Origin of the sequence: Nguyenibacter vanlangensis (assembly GCF_038719015.1) — a bacterium.
GTDB classification, from domain to species: Bacteria; Pseudomonadota; Alphaproteobacteria; order Acetobacterales; family Acetobacteraceae; genus Gluconacetobacter; species Gluconacetobacter vanlangensis.
The window spans coordinates 4,625,290-4,645,801 of the sequence record NZ_CP152276.1 but is presented as its reverse complement, the minus strand read 5'-3'; the positions used below and the strand labels follow the sequence as shown (position 1 = coordinate 4,645,801).

Annotated in this window: 18 protein-coding genes and 1 pseudogene; 16 read left to right on the top strand and 3 right to left on the bottom strand. The window is 71.2% G+C overall.

What is annotated here, in order from left to right:
• Positions 1-13 precede the first annotated feature (13 nt).
• The 15 genes and pseudogenes from AAC691_RS21725 (at position 14) to AAC691_RS21655 (ending at position 19,284) form a co-directional block, all read left to right on the top strand.
• A complete protein-coding gene (locus tag AAC691_RS21725; RefSeq protein ID WP_408906118.1) occupies positions 14-2,095 on the top strand; it encodes a peptidoglycan D,D-transpeptidase FtsI family protein in 2,082 nt (693 codons plus the stop codon).
• Positions 2,092-3,573 carry a UDP-N-acetylmuramoyl-L-alanyl-D-glutamate--2,6-diaminopimelate ligase gene (locus tag AAC691_RS21720; RefSeq protein WP_342628444.1) on the top strand — a complete coding sequence of 494 codons (1,482 nt, stop codon included), beginning with the start codon at positions 2,092-2,094 and terminating at the stop codon, positions 3,571-3,573. Before AAC691_RS21725 ends, AAC691_RS21720 begins: the two co-directional genes overlap by 4 nt.
• Positions 3,570-4,988 (top strand): UDP-N-acetylmuramoyl-tripeptide--D-alanyl-D-alanine ligase, encoded by a 1,419-nt coding sequence (murF, locus tag AAC691_RS21715; RefSeq protein WP_342628443.1) that lies wholly within the window; start codon positions 3,570-3,572, stop codon positions 4,986-4,988. Before AAC691_RS21720 ends, murF begins: the two co-directional genes overlap by 4 nt.
• A complete protein-coding gene (gene mraY, locus AAC691_RS21710; protein ID WP_176641568.1) occupies positions 4,988-6,079 on the top strand; it encodes a phospho-N-acetylmuramoyl-pentapeptide-transferase in 1,092 nt (363 codons plus the stop codon). Before murF ends, mraY begins: the two co-directional genes overlap by 1 nt.
• Positions 6,076-7,518 (top strand): UDP-N-acetylmuramoyl-L-alanine--D-glutamate ligase, encoded by a 1,443-nt coding sequence (gene murD / locus AAC691_RS21705; protein ID WP_342628442.1) that lies wholly within the window; start codon positions 6,076-6,078, stop codon positions 7,516-7,518. Before mraY ends, murD begins: the two co-directional genes overlap by 4 nt.
• Complete coding sequence (locus tag AAC691_RS21700; protein WP_176641463.1) at positions 7,518-8,681, top strand: FtsW/RodA/SpoVE family cell cycle protein; 1,164 nt, start codon at positions 7,518-7,520, stop codon at positions 8,679-8,681. Before murD ends, AAC691_RS21700 begins: the two co-directional genes overlap by 1 nt.
• Positions 8,682-8,691: 10 nt before the next feature.
• Complete coding sequence (gene murG / locus AAC691_RS21695; RefSeq protein ID WP_342628441.1) at positions 8,692-9,849, top strand: undecaprenyldiphospho-muramoylpentapeptide beta-N-acetylglucosaminyltransferase; 1,158 nt, start codon at positions 8,692-8,694, stop codon at positions 9,847-9,849.
• Complete coding sequence (gene murC / locus AAC691_RS21690) at positions 9,846-11,285, top strand: UDP-N-acetylmuramate--L-alanine ligase (protein ID WP_323990695.1); 1,440 nt, start codon at positions 9,846-9,848, stop codon at positions 11,283-11,285. Before murG ends, murC begins: the two co-directional genes overlap by 4 nt.
• On the top strand, positions 11,282-12,280 hold the full coding sequence (gene murB / locus AAC691_RS21685) for a UDP-N-acetylmuramate dehydrogenase (protein WP_323990693.1): 999 nt from the start codon (positions 11,282-11,284) through the stop codon (positions 12,278-12,280). The genes murC and murB overlap by 4 nt, the downstream gene beginning before the upstream one ends.
• A complete protein-coding gene (locus AAC691_RS21680) occupies positions 12,277-13,236 on the top strand; it encodes a D-alanine--D-alanine ligase (protein ID WP_342628440.1) in 960 nt (319 codons plus the stop codon). The genes murB and AAC691_RS21680 overlap by 4 nt, the downstream gene beginning before the upstream one ends.
• 52 nt (positions 13,237-13,288) lie before the next feature.
• Positions 13,289-14,191: pseudogene (locus AAC691_RS21675) on the top strand (cell division protein FtsQ/DivIB); the annotation flags it as partial.
• Positions 14,192-14,418: 227 nt separating this feature from the next.
• Positions 14,419-15,807, top strand: coding sequence for a cell division protein FtsA (gene ftsA / locus AAC691_RS21670; RefSeq protein ID WP_323990687.1), 1,389 nt, complete (start codon positions 14,419-14,421; stop codon positions 15,805-15,807).
• Between the two features lie 80 nt (positions 15,808-15,887).
• A complete protein-coding gene (gene ftsZ, locus AAC691_RS21665; RefSeq protein WP_342628438.1) occupies positions 15,888-17,351 on the top strand; it encodes a cell division protein FtsZ in 1,464 nt (487 codons plus the stop codon).
• Positions 17,352-17,631: 280 nt separating this feature from the next.
• Complete coding sequence (gene lpxC, locus AAC691_RS21660; protein WP_342628437.1) at positions 17,632-18,633, top strand: UDP-3-O-acyl-N-acetylglucosamine deacetylase; 1,002 nt, start codon at positions 17,632-17,634, stop codon at positions 18,631-18,633.
• A gap of 126 nt (positions 18,634-18,759) precedes the next feature.
• Positions 18,760-19,284, top strand: coding sequence for a VOC family protein (locus tag AAC691_RS21655; protein WP_176641203.1), 525 nt, complete (start codon positions 18,760-18,762; stop codon positions 19,282-19,284).
• A 27-nt stretch (positions 19,285-19,311) separates the two neighbouring features.
• On the opposite strand, the gene AAC691_RS21650 is transcribed toward AAC691_RS21655, so the two are convergent.
• On the bottom strand, positions 19,312-19,827 hold the full coding sequence (locus tag AAC691_RS21650; protein WP_342628436.1) for an N-acetyltransferase family protein: 516 nt from the start codon (positions 19,825-19,827) through the stop codon (positions 19,312-19,314).
• A gap of 57 nt (positions 19,828-19,884) precedes the next feature.
• On the opposite strand from AAC691_RS21650, the gene AAC691_RS21645 reads away from it, so the two are divergent.
• Positions 19,885-20,019 (top strand): hypothetical protein, encoded by a 135-nt coding sequence (locus AAC691_RS21645; protein ID WP_342628435.1) that lies wholly within the window; start codon positions 19,885-19,887, stop codon positions 20,017-20,019.
• 41 nt (positions 20,020-20,060) lie between these two features.
• Here the strand turns inward: AAC691_RS21645 and AAC691_RS21640 are convergent, their stop codons facing one another.
• Together AAC691_RS21640 and AAC691_RS21635 are read right to left on the bottom strand one after the other, a co-directional pair.
• Complete coding sequence (locus AAC691_RS21640; RefSeq protein ID WP_342628434.1) at positions 20,061-20,231, bottom strand: hypothetical protein; 171 nt, start codon at positions 20,229-20,231, stop codon at positions 20,061-20,063.
• Positions 20,228-20,458, bottom strand: a complete 231-nt coding sequence (locus tag AAC691_RS21635) for a hypothetical protein (RefSeq protein WP_342628433.1) — start codon at positions 20,456-20,458, stop codon at positions 20,228-20,230. Before AAC691_RS21635 ends, AAC691_RS21640 begins: the two co-directional genes overlap by 4 nt.
• Positions 20,459-20,512 lie beyond the last annotated feature (54 nt).

Here is a 20,512-nt window from a genome sequence, read left to right as displayed (position 1 = left end):
CACACCAGACAGTATGCGGAGCGGGCCCTCCCGCCCCCCGCGGATGGACGTGCGGGTCACCGGCGACGACCTGCGCACCCGCACGGCGCGCGAGCGCACGCAGTCGCGGCTGCTGGGCGTCTCCGCCCTATTCTGCGGCCTGTTCGGCGCGGTCGCGCTCAAGCTCGCCTTCGCCACCGTCATCATGCCGATGGCGCCCGAACGGCGGCAGATCGCGCCGCAGGTCCCCGACATCCCCAAAAGCGACCCCAAGGGCATGGAGGCCGATTTCGCCCTGCCGCAGGTCCACCGCGCCTCGATCACCGACCGCAACGGCCAGGTACTGGCGATCTCCCTGCCGGTCGCGCAGGTCTATGCCAACCCGCAGGAAATGATCGACCCGCAGGACGCGGCGCAGAAGCTCAAGTCGGTGCTGCCCACCCTGGACGTCGCCGAGGCGGTCCGCCGCCTCTCGACGAAGAAACAGTTCGTCTACCTGGCCCGCGACATCTCCCCGATGCAGGAAGTCGCGATCAACAATCTCGGCATTCCCGGCGTCTATTTCGAACCGGGCGAGCGCCGCCACTACCCGCTGGGCCGCGTCGCCGCCCACATCATGGGCGCGGTCGATATCGACGATCACGGCGTGGCCGGCATCGAACGTTCCATGGACAAGCGCCTGAACGCCGACCGCACCCCGCTGCGCCTGTCGCTGGACGTGCGCATCCAGGCCGTGGTCCGCGACGAACTCGCCGCGGCCAAGGACATGTTCCAGGCCATCGGCGCCTGCGCCATCGTGATGGACGTCAATACCGGCGAGATCATCGCCATGGTCAGCCTGCCGGACTACGACGCCAACGATTTCGGCCATGCCGACCCCGATGCCCGCTTCAACCGCGCCGTCACCGGCATGTATGAACCCGGCTCGACCTTCAAGCTGCAGACCGCCGCCATGGCGCTGCAACTCGGCGTCGCCCATGTCTGGGACCGGTTCTCGACCATCCCCATCCATGTCGGCCGCTTCACCATCTCGGACATGAAGACCGACCATTTCGCGCCCTGGCTCTCCCTGCCGGCGGTCATGGCCTACTCCTCCAACCCGGCCGCCGCCCATATCGCGCTCGATGTCGGCGCTCAGCGCCAGCAGGACTGGCTGCGCGCCATGGGCTTCTTCGCGCCCGTGCCGATCGAATTGCCCGAGGCCGCGCGCCCCCTCATTCCCTCGCCCCGCAACTGGGGCATCTCGACGGTCATGACCGTCGGCTTCGGCCACGGCGTCGCCGAACCGCCGCTTGCCATCGTGCGCGGCACCGCCGCCACCGTGAATGGCGGCATCCTGGTCCGCCCGACCCTGCTGGCGCACGACGACCTGATCGCCGACGCCGGCAGCCAGGGCGCGGGCGTCCAGATCACAGGCGCTCAGGACACAAGCACTCAGGACGGGCCAAACGCTCCGGTCGCCAGCATCACCCCAGCCGTCCTGACCACGCCCCCCCCCGCCGCCGCGCCGGCTGCGGTGCCAGTCGGCACGCGCCTGATCTCGCCTGAAATCTCGAACGTCCTCCGCCGCATCCTGCGCCTGGTGGTGACCGAGGGCATCGGCAAATCGGCCGAATCCCCAGGCTATTTCGTCGGCGGCAAGACCGGCACAGCAGAAAAGATCGGCCCGCACGGCGGCTACCTGAAACATGTCAACGTCTCGGCCTTTACCGGCATCTTCCCGATGAACGCGCCGCGCTACGCGGTCTATGTCATGCTCGACAGTCCCAAGCCGACCGCCCAGACCCATGGCTGGACCACCGCCGGATGGACCGCCGCCCCCACCGTGTCCAAGATCGTGACCCGCATCGGCCCGATGCTCGGCCTGTTCCCCGACACGGCCGACGCCCAGGCCATCGACGCCGCCCTCGCCATCCCGATGGAACCCGCCGTTCCGCGCGGCTATCGCGCGCTGGGCCCGGGCAACGATCCCGGCGATCCGCGCAACCAGCCCAAGCCCGCGCGCAAGGGCGACCGTCACGGCATCCCGCTCGCCGAACAATCGCCCCGCGTCCGCCTGCGCGCCGCCCGCGCCGAACAGGCCGCCCATCCGGCAGCCGCGGAGTCCCGGGGATGAACCGCCCGCTGTCCCAGCTCCTGGCCGTATCGGGCCTGTCCGCCCCGCCGGCACCGGGCTTTGCGATCGATCCCGCGATCTCCGGCGTCACCGCCGACAGCCGCCAGGTCCGACCCGGCATGCTGTTCGTCGCCATCCCCGGCACGCGCGCCGACGGCCGCGCCTTCGTGCCGGCCGCCATCGCCGCCGGCGCCGCCGCCCTGGTCGTGCCCGCCGGCACCCCGGCCGACGGCATCGACCTGCCGGTCATCACCGCCCCCGAGCCGCGCCGCGCCCTGGCGCTGCTGGCCGCCGCCTTCGCCGGGGCGCAGCCCGATCACGTCGTCGCCGTCACCGGCACCAACGGCAAGACCAGCACCGTCGATTTCTTGCGGCAGATCTGGCGGCTCCAGGGCCGCCAGGCCGCCAGCATCGGCACGCTGGGCCTCATCGCCGACGTCCCCCTCCCCGATTGCGGTCCGGTCCTGACCACGCCCGACAGCGTCGGGCTGGCAAGGGCGCTCGCCGCCATGGCCCGCGGCGGCATCAGCGACGTGGCGCTCGAAGCCTCATCCCACGGGCTGGAACAGCACCGGCTCGACGGGCTGCGCCTCTCCGCCGCCGGCTTCACTAACCTCACCCGCGACCATCTCGATTATCACGGCACGCTCGACGCCTATCGCGCGGCCAAGCTGCGCCTGTTCGCCGACATCCTGCCCCCCGGCGCCCTGGCGGCGGCCAATGCCGACATGGACTCCGCGACCCTGGACGCCCTGCGCGCCATCGCCGCGCGCAAACAGATGGAACTGCGCCTGGTCGGCACGGCGGGCGATGCGATCCGCCTGCTGGACAGCACCCCCCTGCCCGAGGGCCAGCGCCTGCGCATCGCCGGCGCCGGCGTCACGCGCGACCTCGACCTGGCCCTGCCCGGCCGGTTCCAGGCGGATAACGCGCTGCTGGCCGCCGCCCTGGCCGCACCCGGCACCCAGGGGCTCGCGGCCGCCATCGACCTGCTGCCGTCGCTGACGGGCGTGCGCGGCCGGATGGAACGCGCCGCCCTGCTCGCCAACGGGGCGGCGGCCTATGTCGACTACGCCCACACGCCCGACGCCCTGGCGCGCCTGCTCGACGCGCTGCGTCCGCACGCGACGGGCCGGCTGATCGCCGTCTTCGGCGCCGGCGGCGACCGCGATCGCGGCAAGCGCCCCCTGATGGGGCACGAGGCCGCGCGCCGCGCCGACATCGCCATCGTCACCGACGACAATCCCCGCACAGAAGACCCGGCCTTCATCCGCGGCGAGGTCCTGTCCGGCGCCCCCGGCGCGATCGAAATCCCTGACCGCGCCCGTGCGATCGCCGAGGGCCTGTCCATGCTCCGCCCCGGCGACGTGCTGGTCGTCGCCGGCAAGGGCCACGAACAGGGCCAGACCATCGGCACCACCACCCACCCGTTCGACGACGCGTCGGTCATCCGCACCCTGGCCGGGGTCGCGGCATGACCGCGCTCTGGACCCGCGCCGAACTCGAAGCGGCAACCGGCGGCACCTTCGCCGGCGACGCCCCGATCGCCGCGACCGGGGTATCGATCGACACCCGCACCCTCGTCCCCGGCGACCTGTTCATCGCCCTGGCGGGCGAAAACAGCGACGGCCACGCCCATGTCCGCGCGGCCTTGGCAAGCGGCGCGGCCGCCGCCCTGGTCCATCGGACGATCCCCGGCTTCGACGATCCACGCCTGCTGCGCGTCGCGGACACGATGGAGGCGCTGGGCGCCCTGGGCCGCCGGGCCCGCGCCCGCTTCACCGGCCGCGTGGTCGCCGTCACCGGCAGCGTGGGCAAGACCACGACCAAGGACATGCTGCGCGTGGCGCTGGGCGCGCTGGGCCCCACCCATTGCGCGGTCGCCTCCTACAACAACCATTGGGGCGTGCCGCTCACCCTGGCGCGCCTGCCAGGGAACGCGACCTGGTGCGTGGCCGAGATCGGCATGAACCATCCCGGCGAAATCGCCCCCCTGGCCGCCATGGTCCGCCCCGATGTCGCGATCATCACCACCATCGCCGGCGCCCATCTCGGCCATATGGGCAGCCTGGAGGCCATCGCGCGGGAAAAATCCGACCTGATCGCGGCCCTCCCGCCCGGCGGCACCGCCATCGTCCCCGACGACGCGGTGGGCCAGGCCCTGTTCGCCGAGCGTGCCGAACGCGCCCGCGCCATCCTGTGGCGCAGCGGCAGCCGGCCCGACAGCGCGATCCGCCTGTCCGACCTCGCGCTCGGTCCGGACGGCAGCGATTTCTCGGTACGAATCGGCGCACAGCACGTCGCGGTCACGCTGCACGCCCCCGGCGCCCACCTCGCCCGCAATGCCGCGACGGCGCTGGGCGCGGTCGCGGCCCTGAATCCTCATACCCCGAATCCTCATGCCCCGGACGGCGTCCTCGCGGCTGCCGCCACTGCCCTCTCCGCCTTCCGTCCCGGCACGGGGCGCGGCGCGTACCAGCCGATCCTCGACGGCCGCGCCATGCTGCTCGACGAAAGCTACAACGCATCCACGCTCTCCATCCGCGCCTCCCTCTCCGTGCTCGGCCTGCGCCCGGCGACGCGGCGCATGGCCGTGCTGGGCGATATCCGCGAACTCGGCGCCTTCGCACGCGCCGAACATGAATCCCTCCTGTCCGCGGTCCTCGCGCATGCGGACATCGTCTATTGCTGCGGCCCCAACATGAAATATCTCTTCGACCTGCTTCCTCCCTCCAGACGCGGCGCCTGGGCGCCCGACGCGGCCGGCCTGGCGCCGCAGGTCCGCGCCGCCGTGGCGCCGGGCGACGTGATCCTGGTCAAGGGCAGCCTCGGCAGCCGCATGCGCGACGTCATCGCCGTCCTCACCACCCCGGCCGGGGCGGACGTGGCCTGATGCTCTACGATCTCGTCCAGCACCACGCCGCGGCACACATCACCATCCTCAACCTGTTCCGCTACATCACCTTCCGCGCGGGCGCCGCCTGCCTGACGGCGCTGGCGATCGCGCTGGTGCTGGGCAACCCGCTGATCGCGCAGCTCCGCCGCATCCAGCGCGAGGGCCAGCCGATCCGCGCCCTCGGCCCCGAACGCCATATCCTGGAAAAGGCCGGCACCCCCACCATGGGCGGGGTGCTGATCCTCGCCGCCCTGTTCGGCGCGACCCTGCTCTGGGCAGACCTCACCAACGGCTTCGTCTGGGCGGTGCTGCTGACCACGCTGGCCTTCGGCGCGGTCGGCTTCGCCGACGACTATCTCAAGCTGTCCCGGCGCAACACGGCGGGCGTGTCCAAGCGCACGCGGCTGGGCTGCGAATTCGCGGCCTCGCTGATCGGCGGCTACTGGCTGCAAAGCCTGATGCCCGCCGACCTCGCCAACCATCTGGCCTTCCCCTTCCTGAAGGAATGGCTGCTGCCGCTGGGCCTCGCCTTTCCGCTCTTCGCCATGATCACCATCTCCGGCTTCGGCAACGCGGTGAACTTCACCGACGGGCTGGACGGGCTGGCGATCGTGCCGGTCATCATCGCCGCCCTGGTCTTCGCGCTGATCGCCTACCTGGTCGGCAACCATGTCTTCGCCGACTACCTGCAACTGCACGCGGTGCCCGGCACCGGCGAACTCTGCGTGTTCTGCTCGGCGCTGGTCGGGGCGGGCCTGGGCTTTCTCTGGTTCAACGCCCCGCCGGCGGCCGTCTTCATGGGCGATACCGGCTCGCTGGCCCTGGGCGGCGCGCTGGGCGCGGTCGCGGTCGCGGTCAAGCACGAACTGGTGCTGTGCATCGTCGGCGGCCTGTTCGTGGCCGAAACCCTGTCGGTGATCATCCAGGTCTTCTGGTACCGCCGCACCGGCCGCCGCGTGTTCCTGATGGCGCCGCTCCACCACCATTTCGAAAAGAAAGGCTGGCAGGAACCCAAGATCGTGATCCGCTTCTGGATCGTCTCGATCGTTCTCGGCCTGTGCGGCCTGGCAACGCTGAAACTGCGATGACGACCCGTCCCGCCGATCCCGATATCCCGGGGCCCTTCCCCCCCGGCCTCTTCGCCGGCCACCGCTACGCGGTGCTGGGGCTGGGCCGCAACGGCGCGCCCGTCGTCCGCGCGCTCGCCGCCATGGGCGCGCGGATCCAGGCCTGGGACGACGGCCAGGCCGCCCGCGCCGCGCTGAACGCCGGTCCGGGCGACGCGCCCGGCATCACCATCGCCCCCTTTTCGACCCTGGACGGGTTCGACGCCCTGGTGCTGTCCCCGGGCATCCCGCATCTGCTGCCCGCCCCCCACCCGGTCGCCCTGCTGGCCCGCGCGGCCGGCATCCCCATCCTGTCCGACGCCGACCTGCTGTTCCGCGCGGTACGCCGCGCGGGCTCGCGCGCCCGCTTCGCCGGCATCACCGGCACCAACGGCAAATCCACCACGACCGCCCTGCTGGCCCACATGCTCCAGGCGGCCGGCATCCCGGCAGCGGCGGGCGGCAATCTCGGCCCGGCCTCGCTCGCCCTGCCCCTGCTGCCCGACGACGGCGTCTATGTGCTGGAAATGTCGTCCTACATGCTGGAACGGCTGCACGATCTGCGCTTCGATGCGGCCTGCCTGCTCAACCTCACCCCGGACCATCTCGACCGCCACGGCGACATGGCCGGCTACCGCCAGGCGAAGCTGCATATCTTCGACCGCCAGGGCCCCGGCGACCTCGCCGTGCTGGGCGACAACGCCGCCACCGACGCGCTCTGCCAGGATTTGCGCGCGCGCGGCATAAGCGTCATGACGATCTCGGGCAGCGCCCCCGCCGACCTGACGGGCGCGGACGGCACGCTGCGCGACACCACCGGCCCGATCGCCCCGCTCGCCGCCTCTCCCGCCCTGCCCGGCGCCCACAACGCGGAAAACGCCGCCGCTGCGACCGCCATGGCGCTGGCCCTCGGCGTGCCCCGCGCACACATCCCCCAGGCGCTGCGCGACTTCCCCGGCTTGCCCCACCGCCAGAAACCGGTGGGCGCGATCGACGGCATCCGCTTCATCGACGACAGCAAGGCCACCAATGCCGACGCCGCCGCGCGGGCGCTGGGCTGCTACGACCGCCTGGTCTGGATCGCGGGCGGCCTGGCCAAGGCCGGCGGCATCGCCGACCTCGCCCCCTATTTCCCACGGATCGCCCACGCCCTCCTGATCGGACGCGACGGCCCGGCGCTCGCCGAAACGCTGGCGGCGCACGGCGTGCCCCACACCCTGTCCGGCACGCTGGACCAGGCGGTCCCCGCCGCCCTGGACGCGGCCCGCCGGACAGGCGCGCCCGTCGTGCTGCTCTCGCCCGCCTGCGCCAGCTTCGACCAGTTCAGCAGCTTCGAACAGCGCGGCCGGCATTTCGCCGCGCTGGTCGAGGGCATCGCCAATACCCAGGACGGGAATCACGCATACGGGGATCACGGATAATGGCCGCCATTTCGCGCGTCGATGCATCCTATCTCGCCCGCTGGTGGCGCCATGTCGACCGGGTGACGCTCTCCTGCATCGGCATCCTGATCGGCTTCGGCTACGTGCTGATGCTGGCGGCCAGCCCGGCGGTGGCCACCCGCATCGGCGCCTCGCGCGACATGTTCATCCTCAAGCAGGTCATCTTCCTGCTGCTGGCCGGGGCGATCGTCACCGCCACCTCGCTGCTCTCGCCGCGCGGCGTCAGGCGCCTGGCGGCGGTGGGCTTCGTGGTCGCCATCGGCGCCACCGCCCTCACGCTGGTCCACGGGGTCGAAATCAAGGGCGCGCGGCGCTGGATCGCGCTGCCGCTGATGTCGGTCCAGCCCTCCGAATTCCTCAAGCCCTGTTTCGCGGTCGTCACCGCCTGGCTGCTGACCGAACGGCGCCTGCGCCGCTTCTTCCCGGGCATGCCCATCGCGCTCGGCCTGTTCGCGGTCATCCTGCTGCTGCTCAAATCGCAGCCCGATATCGGCATGCTCAGCGTGATCACCACGGTGTTCCTGGCCCAGCTCTTCATCGACGGGCTGAACATCTTCTTCGTCGGCGCCGGCGTGGGCTGCATGATCGCCGCATTTCTTGGCGCTTACATGGTCTTCCCCCATGTCCGCTCGCGCGTCGAACGCTTCCTGCACCCCAATGTCGGCGACCATTACCAGATCGACACCGCGCTGCGCGCCTTCGGCAATGGCGGGCTGATGGGCCGCGGCCCCGGCGAGGGGCGGGTCAAGGACCTGCTGCCCGACGCTCACGCCGATTTCGTCTTCGCCGTGGCGGGCGAGGAATTCGGCATGCTGATCTGCCTGTTCATCATCGCCGTCTTCGGCGTGATCGTCATCCGCACCCTGCTCAAGCTGCTGCGCGAGGACGATCCCTTCATCGTCGTCGCCACCGCCGGCCTCGTCACCGGCTTCGGCCTCCAGGCGTTCGTCAACATGGGCTCGACCCTGCACCTGATCCCGACCAAGGGCATGACCCTGCCCTTCATCTCCTATGGCGGCTCGTCGGCCATGTCGGTGGCGCTGACCATCGGCATGGTCCTGGCCCTGACCCGCCAGCGGACGGGCGAAAGCCGCATCCCGCGCGGCCGTCCCGCCTTCCGCGGCCGCCGAGCCGCGGCATGAGGACCGAATCATGACCGCCCGCCCGATCGTCATCGCCGCCGGAGGCACCGGCGGCCATTTCATCCCCGCCGAGGCCCTGGCCCGCGCGCTCGCCGCGCGCGGCCACGCCATCGCGTTGATGACCGACCGCCGCGCCGGCGAGCGCGGCCACGGCATCTTCGCCGAGGGCCCGCAATTCGTGCTGCCCGGCGCGGGCATCGCCGGCCACGGGCTCGCCCGCCGCGCCGGCGCCGCCCTGGCTCTGGCGCGCGGCACACGCCAGGCCCGCGCCATCCTCCGCCGGCTCGATGCCCTGGCCGTGGTCGGCTTCGGCGGCTACCCCTCGGTCCCCCCCCTGCTGGGCGCCCGCCTTTTGGGCAAGGACCGGCCGCTGATCTTCCTCCATGAAGGCAACGCCGTGCTGGGCCAGGCCAACAAGGCGCTCGCCCGCTTCGCCGACGGCATCGCCACCTCCTTCGCCCGCGTCGCCGGCCTGCCGGCCCACGCGCATCCCGAGCCGACCGGCATGCCGGTCCGCGACGACATCGCCGCCCTGCACGCCACCCCCTACATCCCGCCGGGCGACGCGATCCGCCTCCTCGTCTGGGGCGGCTCTCTGGGCGCCAGGGTGTTCAGCGACGTGGTGCCCGACGCCATCGGCCGCCTGCCGGCTGGCCTGCGCGCGCGCCTGCGCGTCACGCAGCAGGCCCGCGCCGAGGATATCGACCGGGTCCGCGCCGCTTATGACGCGCTGGGCATCCGCGCCACCCTCTCGCCCTTCTTCTCCGACGTCGCGGCCCTGCTGGCCGCCGCCCACCTGGTCGTCGGCCGCGCCGGCGGCTCCTCGGTCGCCGAACTGACCAATGCCGGCCGTCCCGCCATCCTGGTGCCGCTGCCGATCGCCGCCGGCGACGAACAGGGGGCGAACGCCGCCGCCCTGGTCCAGGAAGGCGCCGCCTGGATGATCCGCCAGCCCGGCTTCACCGCCGCCGCGCTGGCCGAGCGGCTGCAGGCCCTGCTGTCCGATCCCGCATCCCTCGCCGATGCCGCCCGCGCCGCGCGGGGCCTGGCCCGCCCCGACGCCGCGCGCCGCTTCGCCGACCTGATCGAAGCCCGGATCGCGGAACGCTTGCATCGGACGCCCCGCCCCGCCTATCCGACAGCCGCCAAGACGGAGACCCCAGCATGAGAGCCCTGCCCCTTTCCATCGGCACCATCCATTTCGTCGGGATCGGCGGCATCGGCATGTCCGGAATCGCCGAGGTGCTGCATCTGCTGGGCTACGCCGTCCAGGGGTCGGACATCGCGGAGAACGCCAACGTCCTGCGCCTGCGCGCCGCCGGGATCAAGGTCGCGATCGGCCATGACGCCGCCAATCTCGGCGCGGCCCAGGTCGTGGTCACCTCGACGGCGGTCAAGCGCGACAATCCCGAGGTCCTGGCCGCCCGCGCGCGCCTGATTCCGGTGGTCCGCCGCGCGGAAATGCTGGCCGAGCTGATGCGCCTGCGCTGGTCGGTGGCCGTCGGCGGCACCCACGGCAAGACCACCACCACCAGCCTGATCGCCGCGGTGCTCGAAGCCGCCCGCCTCGACCCCACGGTGATCAATGGCGGCATCATCGAGGCCTACGGCACCAACACCCGCATGGGCTCGGGCGACTGGATGGTGGTCGAGGCCGACGAATCCGACGGCTCCTTCCTGCGCCTGCCCTCGGTGATCACCGTCGTCACCAACATGGACCCCGAGCATCTCGACCATTGGGGCACGGCCGAGGCGATGCAGGCCGCCTACGACCAGTTCGTCGCCAACATCCCCTTCTACGGCTTCGCCGTGCTGTGCATCGACCACCCGGCGGTGCAGCAGATGATCCCCCGCCTGTCCGACCACCGCATCATCACCTACGGCTTCTCGCCGCAGGCCGACATCCGGGCGGAAAAGATCATCACCGACAAGCTCGGCGCGACGTTCGAGGTCGTGGTGACCAACCGCAACCGCAACCGCACCCGCCGCGCCGGCCCGTTCCGCCTGCCCATGCTCGGCCATCACAACGTGCAGAACGCCCTGGCCGCGATCGCCGTCGGGGTCGAGATGGAAATCGACGACGCCACCATCCGCTCGGCCTTCGCCGGCTTCCGCGGCGTCAAGCGCCGCTTCACCCGCACCGGCGAAACCGGCGGCGTCACCGTGATCGACGATTACGGCCATCACCCGGTCGAAATCGCCGCCGTGCTCAAGGCCGCGCGCCAGGCCGGGGCGCGCGACGTCATCGCCGTGGTCCAGCCCCACCGCTATTCGCGGCTGCAGACCCTGTTCGGCGAGTTCTGCACCTGCATGAACGATGCCGGCACCGTCATCGTGGCCGACGTCTACGCCGCCGGCGAAACCCCGATCGACGGCATCAGCCGCGACGCCCTGGTCGAGGGCCTGCGCGAACGCGGCCACCGCTCGGTGGTCCCGCTGCCCGGCCCCGAACACCTGGCGGAAATGATCAACGCCATCGCCCGCCCCGGCGATTTCGTGGTCTGCCTCGGCGCCGGCAGCATCACCAACTGGGCCCAGGCCCTGCCCGGCGAACTCGCCGCCCTGCAGAACCCGGCGGCCAGGTCGGGGGGCTTCGCGGCATGATTGCCGCCGCACCCGAATCCTCCGCCTCCCCGCCCGCCGCGGCCGATCCGGCCGCGCTGCGTGGCCTTCTGTCCGGCCTGCGCGGCCGCCTGACCCCGGGCGCCGCGCTCGGCCCGCGCACCTGGTTCCGCGTCGGCGGCCCGGCCGACCTGCTGTTCCAGCCCGCCGATACGGCCGACCTGGCCCAGGCCATGCGCCTGCTCCCGCCCGACGTCCCTGTGACCGTTCTGGGGGCATGCTCCAACGTCATCCTGCGCGACGGCGGCATCGCGGGCCTGGTCATCCGGCTGGGCGGCGGCTTCGCCGACATCGCGATCGAACCGGACGGGCTGGTGGCCGGCGCCGCCTGCCTCGACATGGTCGTCGCCGAACGCGCGGCCGAGGCCGGGCTGGCGGGCCTGGAATTCCTTGCCGGCATCCCCGGCTCGATCGGCGGCGCGGTGGCGATGAATGCCGGCGCCTATGGTTCCGACATCGCCACGATCCTCGACTGGGCCGACATCGTCACCCGCGACGGCCGGACCCTGCGCCTGTCCGGCGCCGAACTGGGCTTCGCCTACCGCCATTCCGCCCTGCCGGCAGGCGCCGCGGTCGCACGCGCGCGCCTGCGCGGCACCCCCGCCCCGTCCGCCGAGATCCGCCGATCCATCGCCGCCATCCGCCAGTCGCGCGAGGAGTCGCAGCCCGTCCGCGCCCGCACCGGCGGCTCGACCTTCCGCAATCCCGACCCGGCCCTCACCGACCGCAAGGCCTGGCAGCTCATCGACGCGGCCGGCTGCCGCGGCCTGGCCCTGGGCGGCGCGCAGGTCAGCGAAAAACACTGCAATTTCATGCTCAACACCGGCACCGCCACCGCCGCCGAGCTTGAAACGCTGGGCGAGACGGTGCGCAGCCGCGTCCAGGCCGCCACCGGCATCGCGCTCCATTGGGAAATCAAGCGCATCGGCCGCCCCGATCCTGCCTCTATCCCATCCCCTGCCGGAGACCCCGCATGACCGCACCGCGCAAGATCACCGTGCTCATGGGCGGCCTCTCCGCCGAACGCAGGGTCAGCCTGTCCAGCGGCGCCGGAATCAGCGCGGCACTGCGCGAGGAAGGATTCGACGTCCGCGTGATCGACGCCGGCCCCGATCTCGGCGCCATCGTCGCCGACCTGACCGACCACAGGCCCGACGTCGTGTTCAACGCGCTCCATGGCCGCTTCGGCGAGGACGGATCGATCCAGGGCGTGCTGGACTGGATGAACATCCCCTACACCCATTCCGGCGTGCGCGCCTCGGCGCTGGCGATGGACAAGGCAGCCGCGCGTACCACGCTGCGCGCCGCCGGCCTGCCGGTGGCCGAAGGACGGGTGATCGACATCGCCGACTTCCCCGCCGCCGACCCGCTGCCCGCCCCCTACGTCATCAAGCCGCTGAACGAAGGCTCGTCGGTGGGGGTCGAGATCGTCCGCCCCGGCTCCAACCGCCGCGCCGCCATCGCCGCCGCCTGGACCTTCGGCCCCCGCGCGCTGGTCGAGACCTTCATCCCCGGGCGCGAGATCACGGTGGGCGTGCTGGGCGACCGCGCCCTGACGGCGACCGACATCACCCCCAACCCGTCCCAGGCGCACGAATTCTACGATTACGACGCCAAATACGGCGATGACGGCTCCCACCACCAATTGCCCGCGCGCATCCACCCCGACGCCTTCGCCCGGGCGCTGGAACTGGCGGTGGCCGCCCATCGCGCGATCGGCTGCTCCGGCGCCTCGCGCACCGATTTCCGCTATGACGACACGTCCTGCGGCGACGGACCCGACCGCCGCCCCGGCTGCCTGGTCGTGCTCGAAGTCAATACCCAGCCCGGCATGACGCCCACCTCGCTCCTGCCCGAACAGGCCGCGCATTGCGGCATCTCCTACGGCGCGCTGTGCCGCTGGATGGTCGAGCACGCGACCTGCCGCACCTGAAGCCCCGCACCGAAACCCCACCCTTGAGCCAAGGAGGATCACGAACCGTCGCATGAGACGCGCAGCCGACAATCGCAACGACCGGCCCTCCCGGCTGTCGATCTTCCTGCGGCGCCGGCGCCGCATGGTGCGGCCGGCCGCCCTGGCGCTCACCCTGGCCGCGCTGGCGGGCGGGGCGGCGGTCACGCTGCGCGACATGCGTTCCGAGGAACGGTTCGCCCCGATCCGCGCCCGCCTGGTCAGCATGCTGCCCCTGCGCATCACCGACATCCAGGTCAGCGGCCGCGTGCTCACGTCCGCCTCCGCCCTGCAGGACGCGCTGGGCGCGCGCATCGGCGACCCGGTGCTGGGCTTCTCGGTCGAGCAGGCGCGCCGGCGGATCGACGCCCTGCCCTTCGTCGATCATTCTGTGATCGAACGTCATCTGCCCGGGACGATCATCGTGCGCCTGACCGAACGCCGCCCCTTCGCGGTGTGGCAGAACAAGGGCCGCTTCATGCTGATCGACCGTGCCGGCACCGTCGTCCACGACCAGGGCATGACCGGCAAGGACGCCCAGGCCTTCCTGCAACTGCCGCTGGTGGTGGGGCAGGACGCCAATCTCGCCGCCGCCGGCCTGCTCGACGCGCTGGCCGGCCAGCCCGCCGTGCAGGGGCGCGTGGTCGCCGCCGTGCGGGTCAACCAGCGGCGCTGGAACCTGCTGCTGCGCGACGGCACCACCATCCTGCTGCCCGAAGGCGAGGAAATCCCCGCCCTCAGGCGCCTCGCCGACCTGCAGGGCAGCATCAGGCTGCTGGACCGCCCGGTAATCGCCATCGACATGCGCCTGCCCGACCGGCTGGTCATCCAGCAGCCCCCGCCCCCCGACCCGGGCGCCGCTCCGGCCGGCGGCACCCCCGCGCCGGGCGCGCCCGGCCAGCAGAACGCCGCCGCCGCCCACCCCGAGGCCCACCCGGCGCCCAGCCATCCGACACCCAGCCATCCGACACCGGGGCATCCGGCACCCGGACATCCGCCATCCGACGATCCCGTCCCCGACCATCCGCCATCCGGACATCCGGCCGTCGCGCACGCCGCCCCGCTCCGCACCGCGCCGAGCGCTCTCCCCGACGGCAATGCGCTTCCGCCCCCCGTCCCCAACCTGCCGCCTCCCGACGGCGAATCCGCCCCACGGAGGCGCGCATGAACGATCTCGTCGTCACTCCGCAGCCCGAGAACCCGGCCCCCGCCCGCCGCCGCCGCTCCCGCCGGCGCGGCGCCGACGCGGCCCTCCCCGCGCCCGCGGGCGGCCGCGTCATCGCCCTGCCCCCGCCCGATGAGCCCACCCCGCCGCGCGGCTGGCGGCAGGGGGTCTTCGGCGTGCTGGATATCGGCTCCACCAAGATCATGTGCCTGATCGGACGCGGCGAATCCGACGGCACGCTGCGGGTGCTGGGCCATGGCTGGCGCCGCTCGCACGGGGTCCGCTCCGGCGGCATCGTCGATTTGCGCGACGCCGAGGCCGCGATCCGCGCCGCGGTGGGCCAGGCCGAGGACATGGCCGAACGCCGGCTGGACAATGTCTACGTCAATCTCTCCTGCGGCCACCCCGAAAGCCGCCTGTTCAATGTCCGCTGGCCGGTGGGCGGGCGCGAGATCACCGAGTCCGACGTCCGCCGCGTGGTGACCGAGGGCCGGATGCGCGCGATGTCCGAGGGCCGCTCGATCCTGCATACGATGCCGCTCGATTTCTCGGTGGACGAAACCGCCGGCGTCGCCGACCCGCGCGGCCATCTGTGCGACCAGCTCACCTCGCGCCTGCACGTCATCGACGCCAGCACCACGGCGCTGCGCAACCTGGAAACCGTGCTGACCCGCGCGGAACTCAAGATCGAGGAACTGGTCTCCGCCCCGCTGGCCTCCGGCCTCGCGGTGCTCGACGCCGACGAGCGCGAACTCGGCGTCACCGTGGTCGACATGGGCGGCGGCACCACCTCGATCGCCATCTTCGGCGAGGGCCAGCTCCTGCACACCGCCTGCCTGCCGGTCGGCGGCATGCATGTCACGCGCGACATCGCCCACGTGCTCTCGACCTCGCCCGACAGCGCCGAATGGCTCAAGACGATGTACGGCTCGGCCGAACTCTCCGCCGATGACGATCTCGACCTGCTGCCCGTGCAGTTGATCGGCGACGACGACAACCATTTCGTCAAGGTCTCGCGCGCCAAGGTGGTCTCGATCATCCGGCCGCGCATCGAGGAAACACTGGAAATGGTGCGCGACCGCCTGGAATCGGCGGGGGTCGGCCGCGCCGCCGACGGGCGCGTCGTGCTGACCGGCGGCGCCTCGCTGCTCGACGGCGTGGGCAACATGGCCGCGCGCATCCTCAACCGCCAGGTCAGGCTGGGCCGCCCCACCGGGATTCGCGGCCTGCCCGAGGACCCGGCGGCCTGGCCGTCCTTCGCCACCTCGGCCGGGCTGCTGGCCTGGGCGGCCGGCGCGGGCGGCGCGCTGGGCGATCTGGATCTTTCCGAACCGCGATCGCCCGGCCTGCTGCGCCGCGTCATCGAATTCATACGCGACAGGGTATGATGAAATGATTCACAATACCCCCTGAAGCCAAACCCGCGAATCGGCACTCGCGATCCAACGACTCGTCCCGGGAGACGCCTATGACTTTGAATCTCTCCATCCCGCAGCAGAATCATTCCGACTTCACGCCGCGCATCACCGTGATCGGCGTGGGCGGCGGCGGGACGAATGCCGTCGACAACATGATCCAGTCCCAGCTCCAGGGCGTGGAATTCGTCGTCGCCAACACCGACGCGCAGCAATTGTCGCACAGCAAGGCCGATCGCCGCATCCAGCTCGGCCCGCACCTGACCCAGGGCCTCGGCGCCGGCGCCAAGCCCGAAATCGGCCGCGCGGCCGCCGAGGAAGCGGCCGACGAACTCGCCCGCCACCTCGACGGCGCGCACATGGTCTTCATCACCGCCGGCATGGGCGGCGGCACCGGCACCGGCGCCGCCCCGGTGATCGCGCGCATGGCGCGCGAACGCGGCATCCTGACGGTCGGCGTGGTCACCAAGCCCTTCACGTTCGAGGGCGGGCGCCGCTCTAAATCCGCCGAGACCGGCATCGCCGAGCTGCAGCAATATGTCGACACGCTGATCGTCATCCCCAACCAGAACCTGTTCCGCCTGGCGACCGAGCGCACCAGTTGGAAGGACGCGTTCAAGATGGCCGACAACGTCCTCTACATGGGCGTGCGCGGCGTGACCGACCTGATGATGGCGCCCGGCCTGGTCAATCTCGACTTCGCCGACATCCGCACCGTGATGGCCGAGATGGGCAAGGCGATGATGGGCACCGGCGAGGCCGAGGGCGACAACCGCGCCATCTCGGCGGCCGAGGACGCCATCTCCAACCCCCTGCTCGAAGATACCTCGATGGCCGGCGCGCGCGGCCTGCTGATCAACATCACGGGCGGCGAGGACATGACCTTGTACGAGGTCGACCAGGCCGCCAACCGCATCCGCGAGGAAGTGGCCGAGGACGCGAACATCATCTTCGGCTCGGCGATCGACGAATCGCTCAATGGCCGCATCCGTGTCTCGGTGGTCGCCACCGGCATCGACACGCCGCCGGTCCGCGCGTTCGACGCCGCCCCGGCCGACGCATTTCCGGCCGAGGCCGCCGAATCCGCGCCGACGCCGGACGCCGCGTCCGACGCCCACGGCGCGACCCCGCGCCATGCGACGCCGAACTTCGTCAACGCCCCGCCGGTCGCGGCCGCGCCCAACGCCGCCGCGTCCCACGCCGCGTCGCCGCACGCCGCGTCGCCCGGCGCGCCCTCGCCCAATGCGGTCCCGCAGCACATGGCCGGCGTACGTCCTTCGCCGCGCTCCCCCCTGTTCTCCGAGGCTCCGCGCCAGCCCGAACCGGTCCATCAGCCCGCCCCGCGCGGCGGCAGCCTGTTCAGCATCGTCACCGGCGCGCTGCGCCGCCAGCCGGCCCCCGAGGCCCCGCGCGCCGAACCCGCCCTGCCCGACCCCGAGCCCACCGCCACGGTGCGCCAGGCTTCGGCCGACGAGGTCGGGCTGGACATCCCCGCCTTCCTGCGCCGCCAATCCTGATCCGCTCCATGGCGCCGCGCCCTCCCCGGCCGGCGCGGCGCCATGCGCGACATCGATCATTATGGCGTAATTTTGTCTTTATTATCAGTCCCTTACCCCGTAACAGTCAGCAATAATCCTTGACTCGCCCCGCCGCGCCGCACCCGCTACAGATCATGCTGTCGTTGCTGTAACGCACGACGCAAATCGAACGATCGAGAATTAAGCGATCAAGACGCGATCGAAACGCGCTCAAGAAGCGATCAAAGACTGGGGGACACATATGGACGGAATGCTGGCAATGGTGGGGAACGACGCCCTGCGGCAGGCCCAGCCGCCCGCCGTCCAATCCTCCCCCGCTCCGGCATCCGCCACACGGACCTCGCGCGCCCCGCGCCAGCAGACCCTGCGCCACGCCATCTCCTGCGTGGGCGTCGGGCTGCATACCGGCCGGCGCATCAGCCTGGTCCTCCGTCCGGCCGCCGAAGAGACCGGCATCGTCTTCCGCCGCACCGATCTCGACGGCCGCACCATCGCCGCCCGGTTCGATCAGGTCGTCGATACCCGCCTCAGCACCGTGATCGGCGATGCCCGGGACCCGGCGCTACGCGTCGCCACCATCGAACATCTGATGGCGGCGTTCGCGGGCTGCGGCGTCGATAACGCGCTGGTCGATGTCGACGGACCCGAAATCCCGGTACTGGACGGCTCGGCGGCCGATTTCGTCTTCCTGCTCGACTGCGCCGGCCTGGCGGAACAGGCCGCCACGCGCGCGGTGATCGACATCCTGGCCCCCGTCCGCGTGGCCGAGGGCGACGCCTTCGCCGAGCTGCGCCCCGCCCGCGACCCCGGTACTCGCGATCCCGGCCTGTCGATGACCTCGTCGATCGAATTCGCCGCCGCCGCGATCGGCGAACAGACCTTCGCCACGCGGATCGACCGCCAGGTCTTCCGCCGCGACCTCGCCAATTGCCGCACCTTCACCCTGCGGCAGGACATCGAGGCCCTGCACAAGGCCGGCCTGGCCCGGGGCGGCTCGCTCGACAATGCGGTGGTGGTGGACGGCGCGCGCGTGCTCAACCCTTCCGGCCTGCGCCGCCCGGATGAATTCGTCCGGCACAAGATGCTCGACGCGGTGGGCGATCTCTACCTTGCCGGCGCCGCGATCAACGGCCTGTTCACCGGCCACAAATCCGGCCACGCCCTGAACAACCGCCTGCTCCGCGCCCTCTTCGCCGACCCCGCCGCCTGGCGCCTGCGCAGCCGCGCCCCGCAGCCGCAGCCCCTTCGCATCGCCGCCTGAACAGCCCAAGCCGTCACGAACGGATGACCCGGTCTTGAAGCGAAGCGCCATCGCCATACGTCGCACGCGTATGGCGATGGCGCGCCGTCAAGGCGCGCCTGGGGAAAGCACCCCTGGGGAAAGCACATGTCCGGAAAAATCGTCACCTGCCTGTGGTTCGACCATGACGAGGCGCGGAAAGCGGCGGAATTCTACGCGGCCACCTTTCCGGACAGCCATGTCGGACCAGTGCTTCACGCTCCGTCCGATTACCCTGGCGGCGAACGGGGCAGCGAGCTGACCGTCGAATTCACCGTACTCGGCCAGGCATTCATCGGCCTGAATGGCAGGGGCCTGAACGACAGGAACCGGAATGGCGGCCCCGCATTCTCGCCGAACGAGGCGGTCAGCTTCCAGGTGATGACCGAGGATCAGGCGGAAACCGACCGCTACTGGAATGCGATCATCGAGAATGGCGGCAGCGAAGGCGCGTGCAGTTGGTGCAAGGACCGTTGGGGCTTCTCGTGGCAGATCGTGCCGCGAATCCTGATGGCCGCGCTGAAGGATCCGGACCGCGCCGCCGCAAAGCGGGCGATGGACGCCATGATGACCATGCGCCGGATCGACATTGCCCGGATCGAGGCCGCGCGAGCGGGCCATATGACGGCCTGACCCCGCCGCCATGCACGACGCCGGCCCTCAGTCGCGGCCCGCGTCGAGAAACCGCTGCATGAACACCAGGTCGAGCCAGCGACCGAATTTGTGTCCGACCTCGCGCAACGTTCCCACGCGCTCGAAGCCGAGACGGTCATGCAGGCGGATCGAGGCGGGATTGGCGGCGTCGATCCCGGCCACCATGACATGCTTGCCAAGGGACGCGGCCCGGCCGAACAGGGGCTCGACCAGCGCCCTGCCCACCCCACGGCCACGCATGTCGGCGCGAACATAGACCGAGTGCTCGACCGTATGCCGATAGCCCGGCCAGGGCCGAAAATCGCCGAACGTGGCATAGCCCAGCACCGAATCGTCCGCCGGGTGCCCGGCCACCAGCACCGGATAACCCTGGCCGGCCCGCTGCGCGAACCAGACCTTGCGGTCCTCCAGCGTCGCTTCCTGCTCCGTGTAGACGGCCGAGGATGTGCGGACGACCTCGTTATAGATGGCCAGGATGCCGGAAAGATCGGCCTCGGTCGCGTCGCGGACGGTAATGGGCATCGGCACCCTCGGGCGATACGGGATGGAATCATCGACGCTATCCACCATAGCGTCATCATGTCTACGGTACAAAACGACATCGCCTTATCCGTATTGGAGCACACCCTCGCCGCCCGGCTGCGCGCCGAGCGCGTGCCGCGCGGCTGGTCGCTGTCCGGCCTGGCCATACGTCCGGCGTCAGCCGCGCCATGACCAGCAAGGTCGAGCGCGAAGATCGAGCGCGCCGGGGCCAGTCACACCGCAACGATGCCGCGGCGCCTGTCCGGCGCGTTCGGACTGACTTTGTCTACATTGCTGACCCGGGCCGAAAGCGACGCGTCCGGCGCGGGACGCATCATGCGGGGCAATGCGCAGCCGCTTTGGCGCGACCCGGCCACGGGCTTGACGTCGAGCAGAAACGTCACGGCCCCTCATCGCGAAGCATATTGACGATCTCGCGCGTCACGATGGTCGCTTCGTCGGACACGGGCAGGAGAGGAATACCATTACGCATGCTCGGAGCCGCCGGATGGGGGCGCAAGGCATGGCGCACCAGATCGGACACGACTTCTCCAAGGCTCTTGCGCTGCTGCCGCGCAAGAGCCCTGGCTGCGACCAGTACGTCATCATCGATCGCCAACGTAGTCCGCATGACCGCCTCACTTCCTATGTCGTTGTTTTATCGCGCATCTTCACCCGCTCAAAC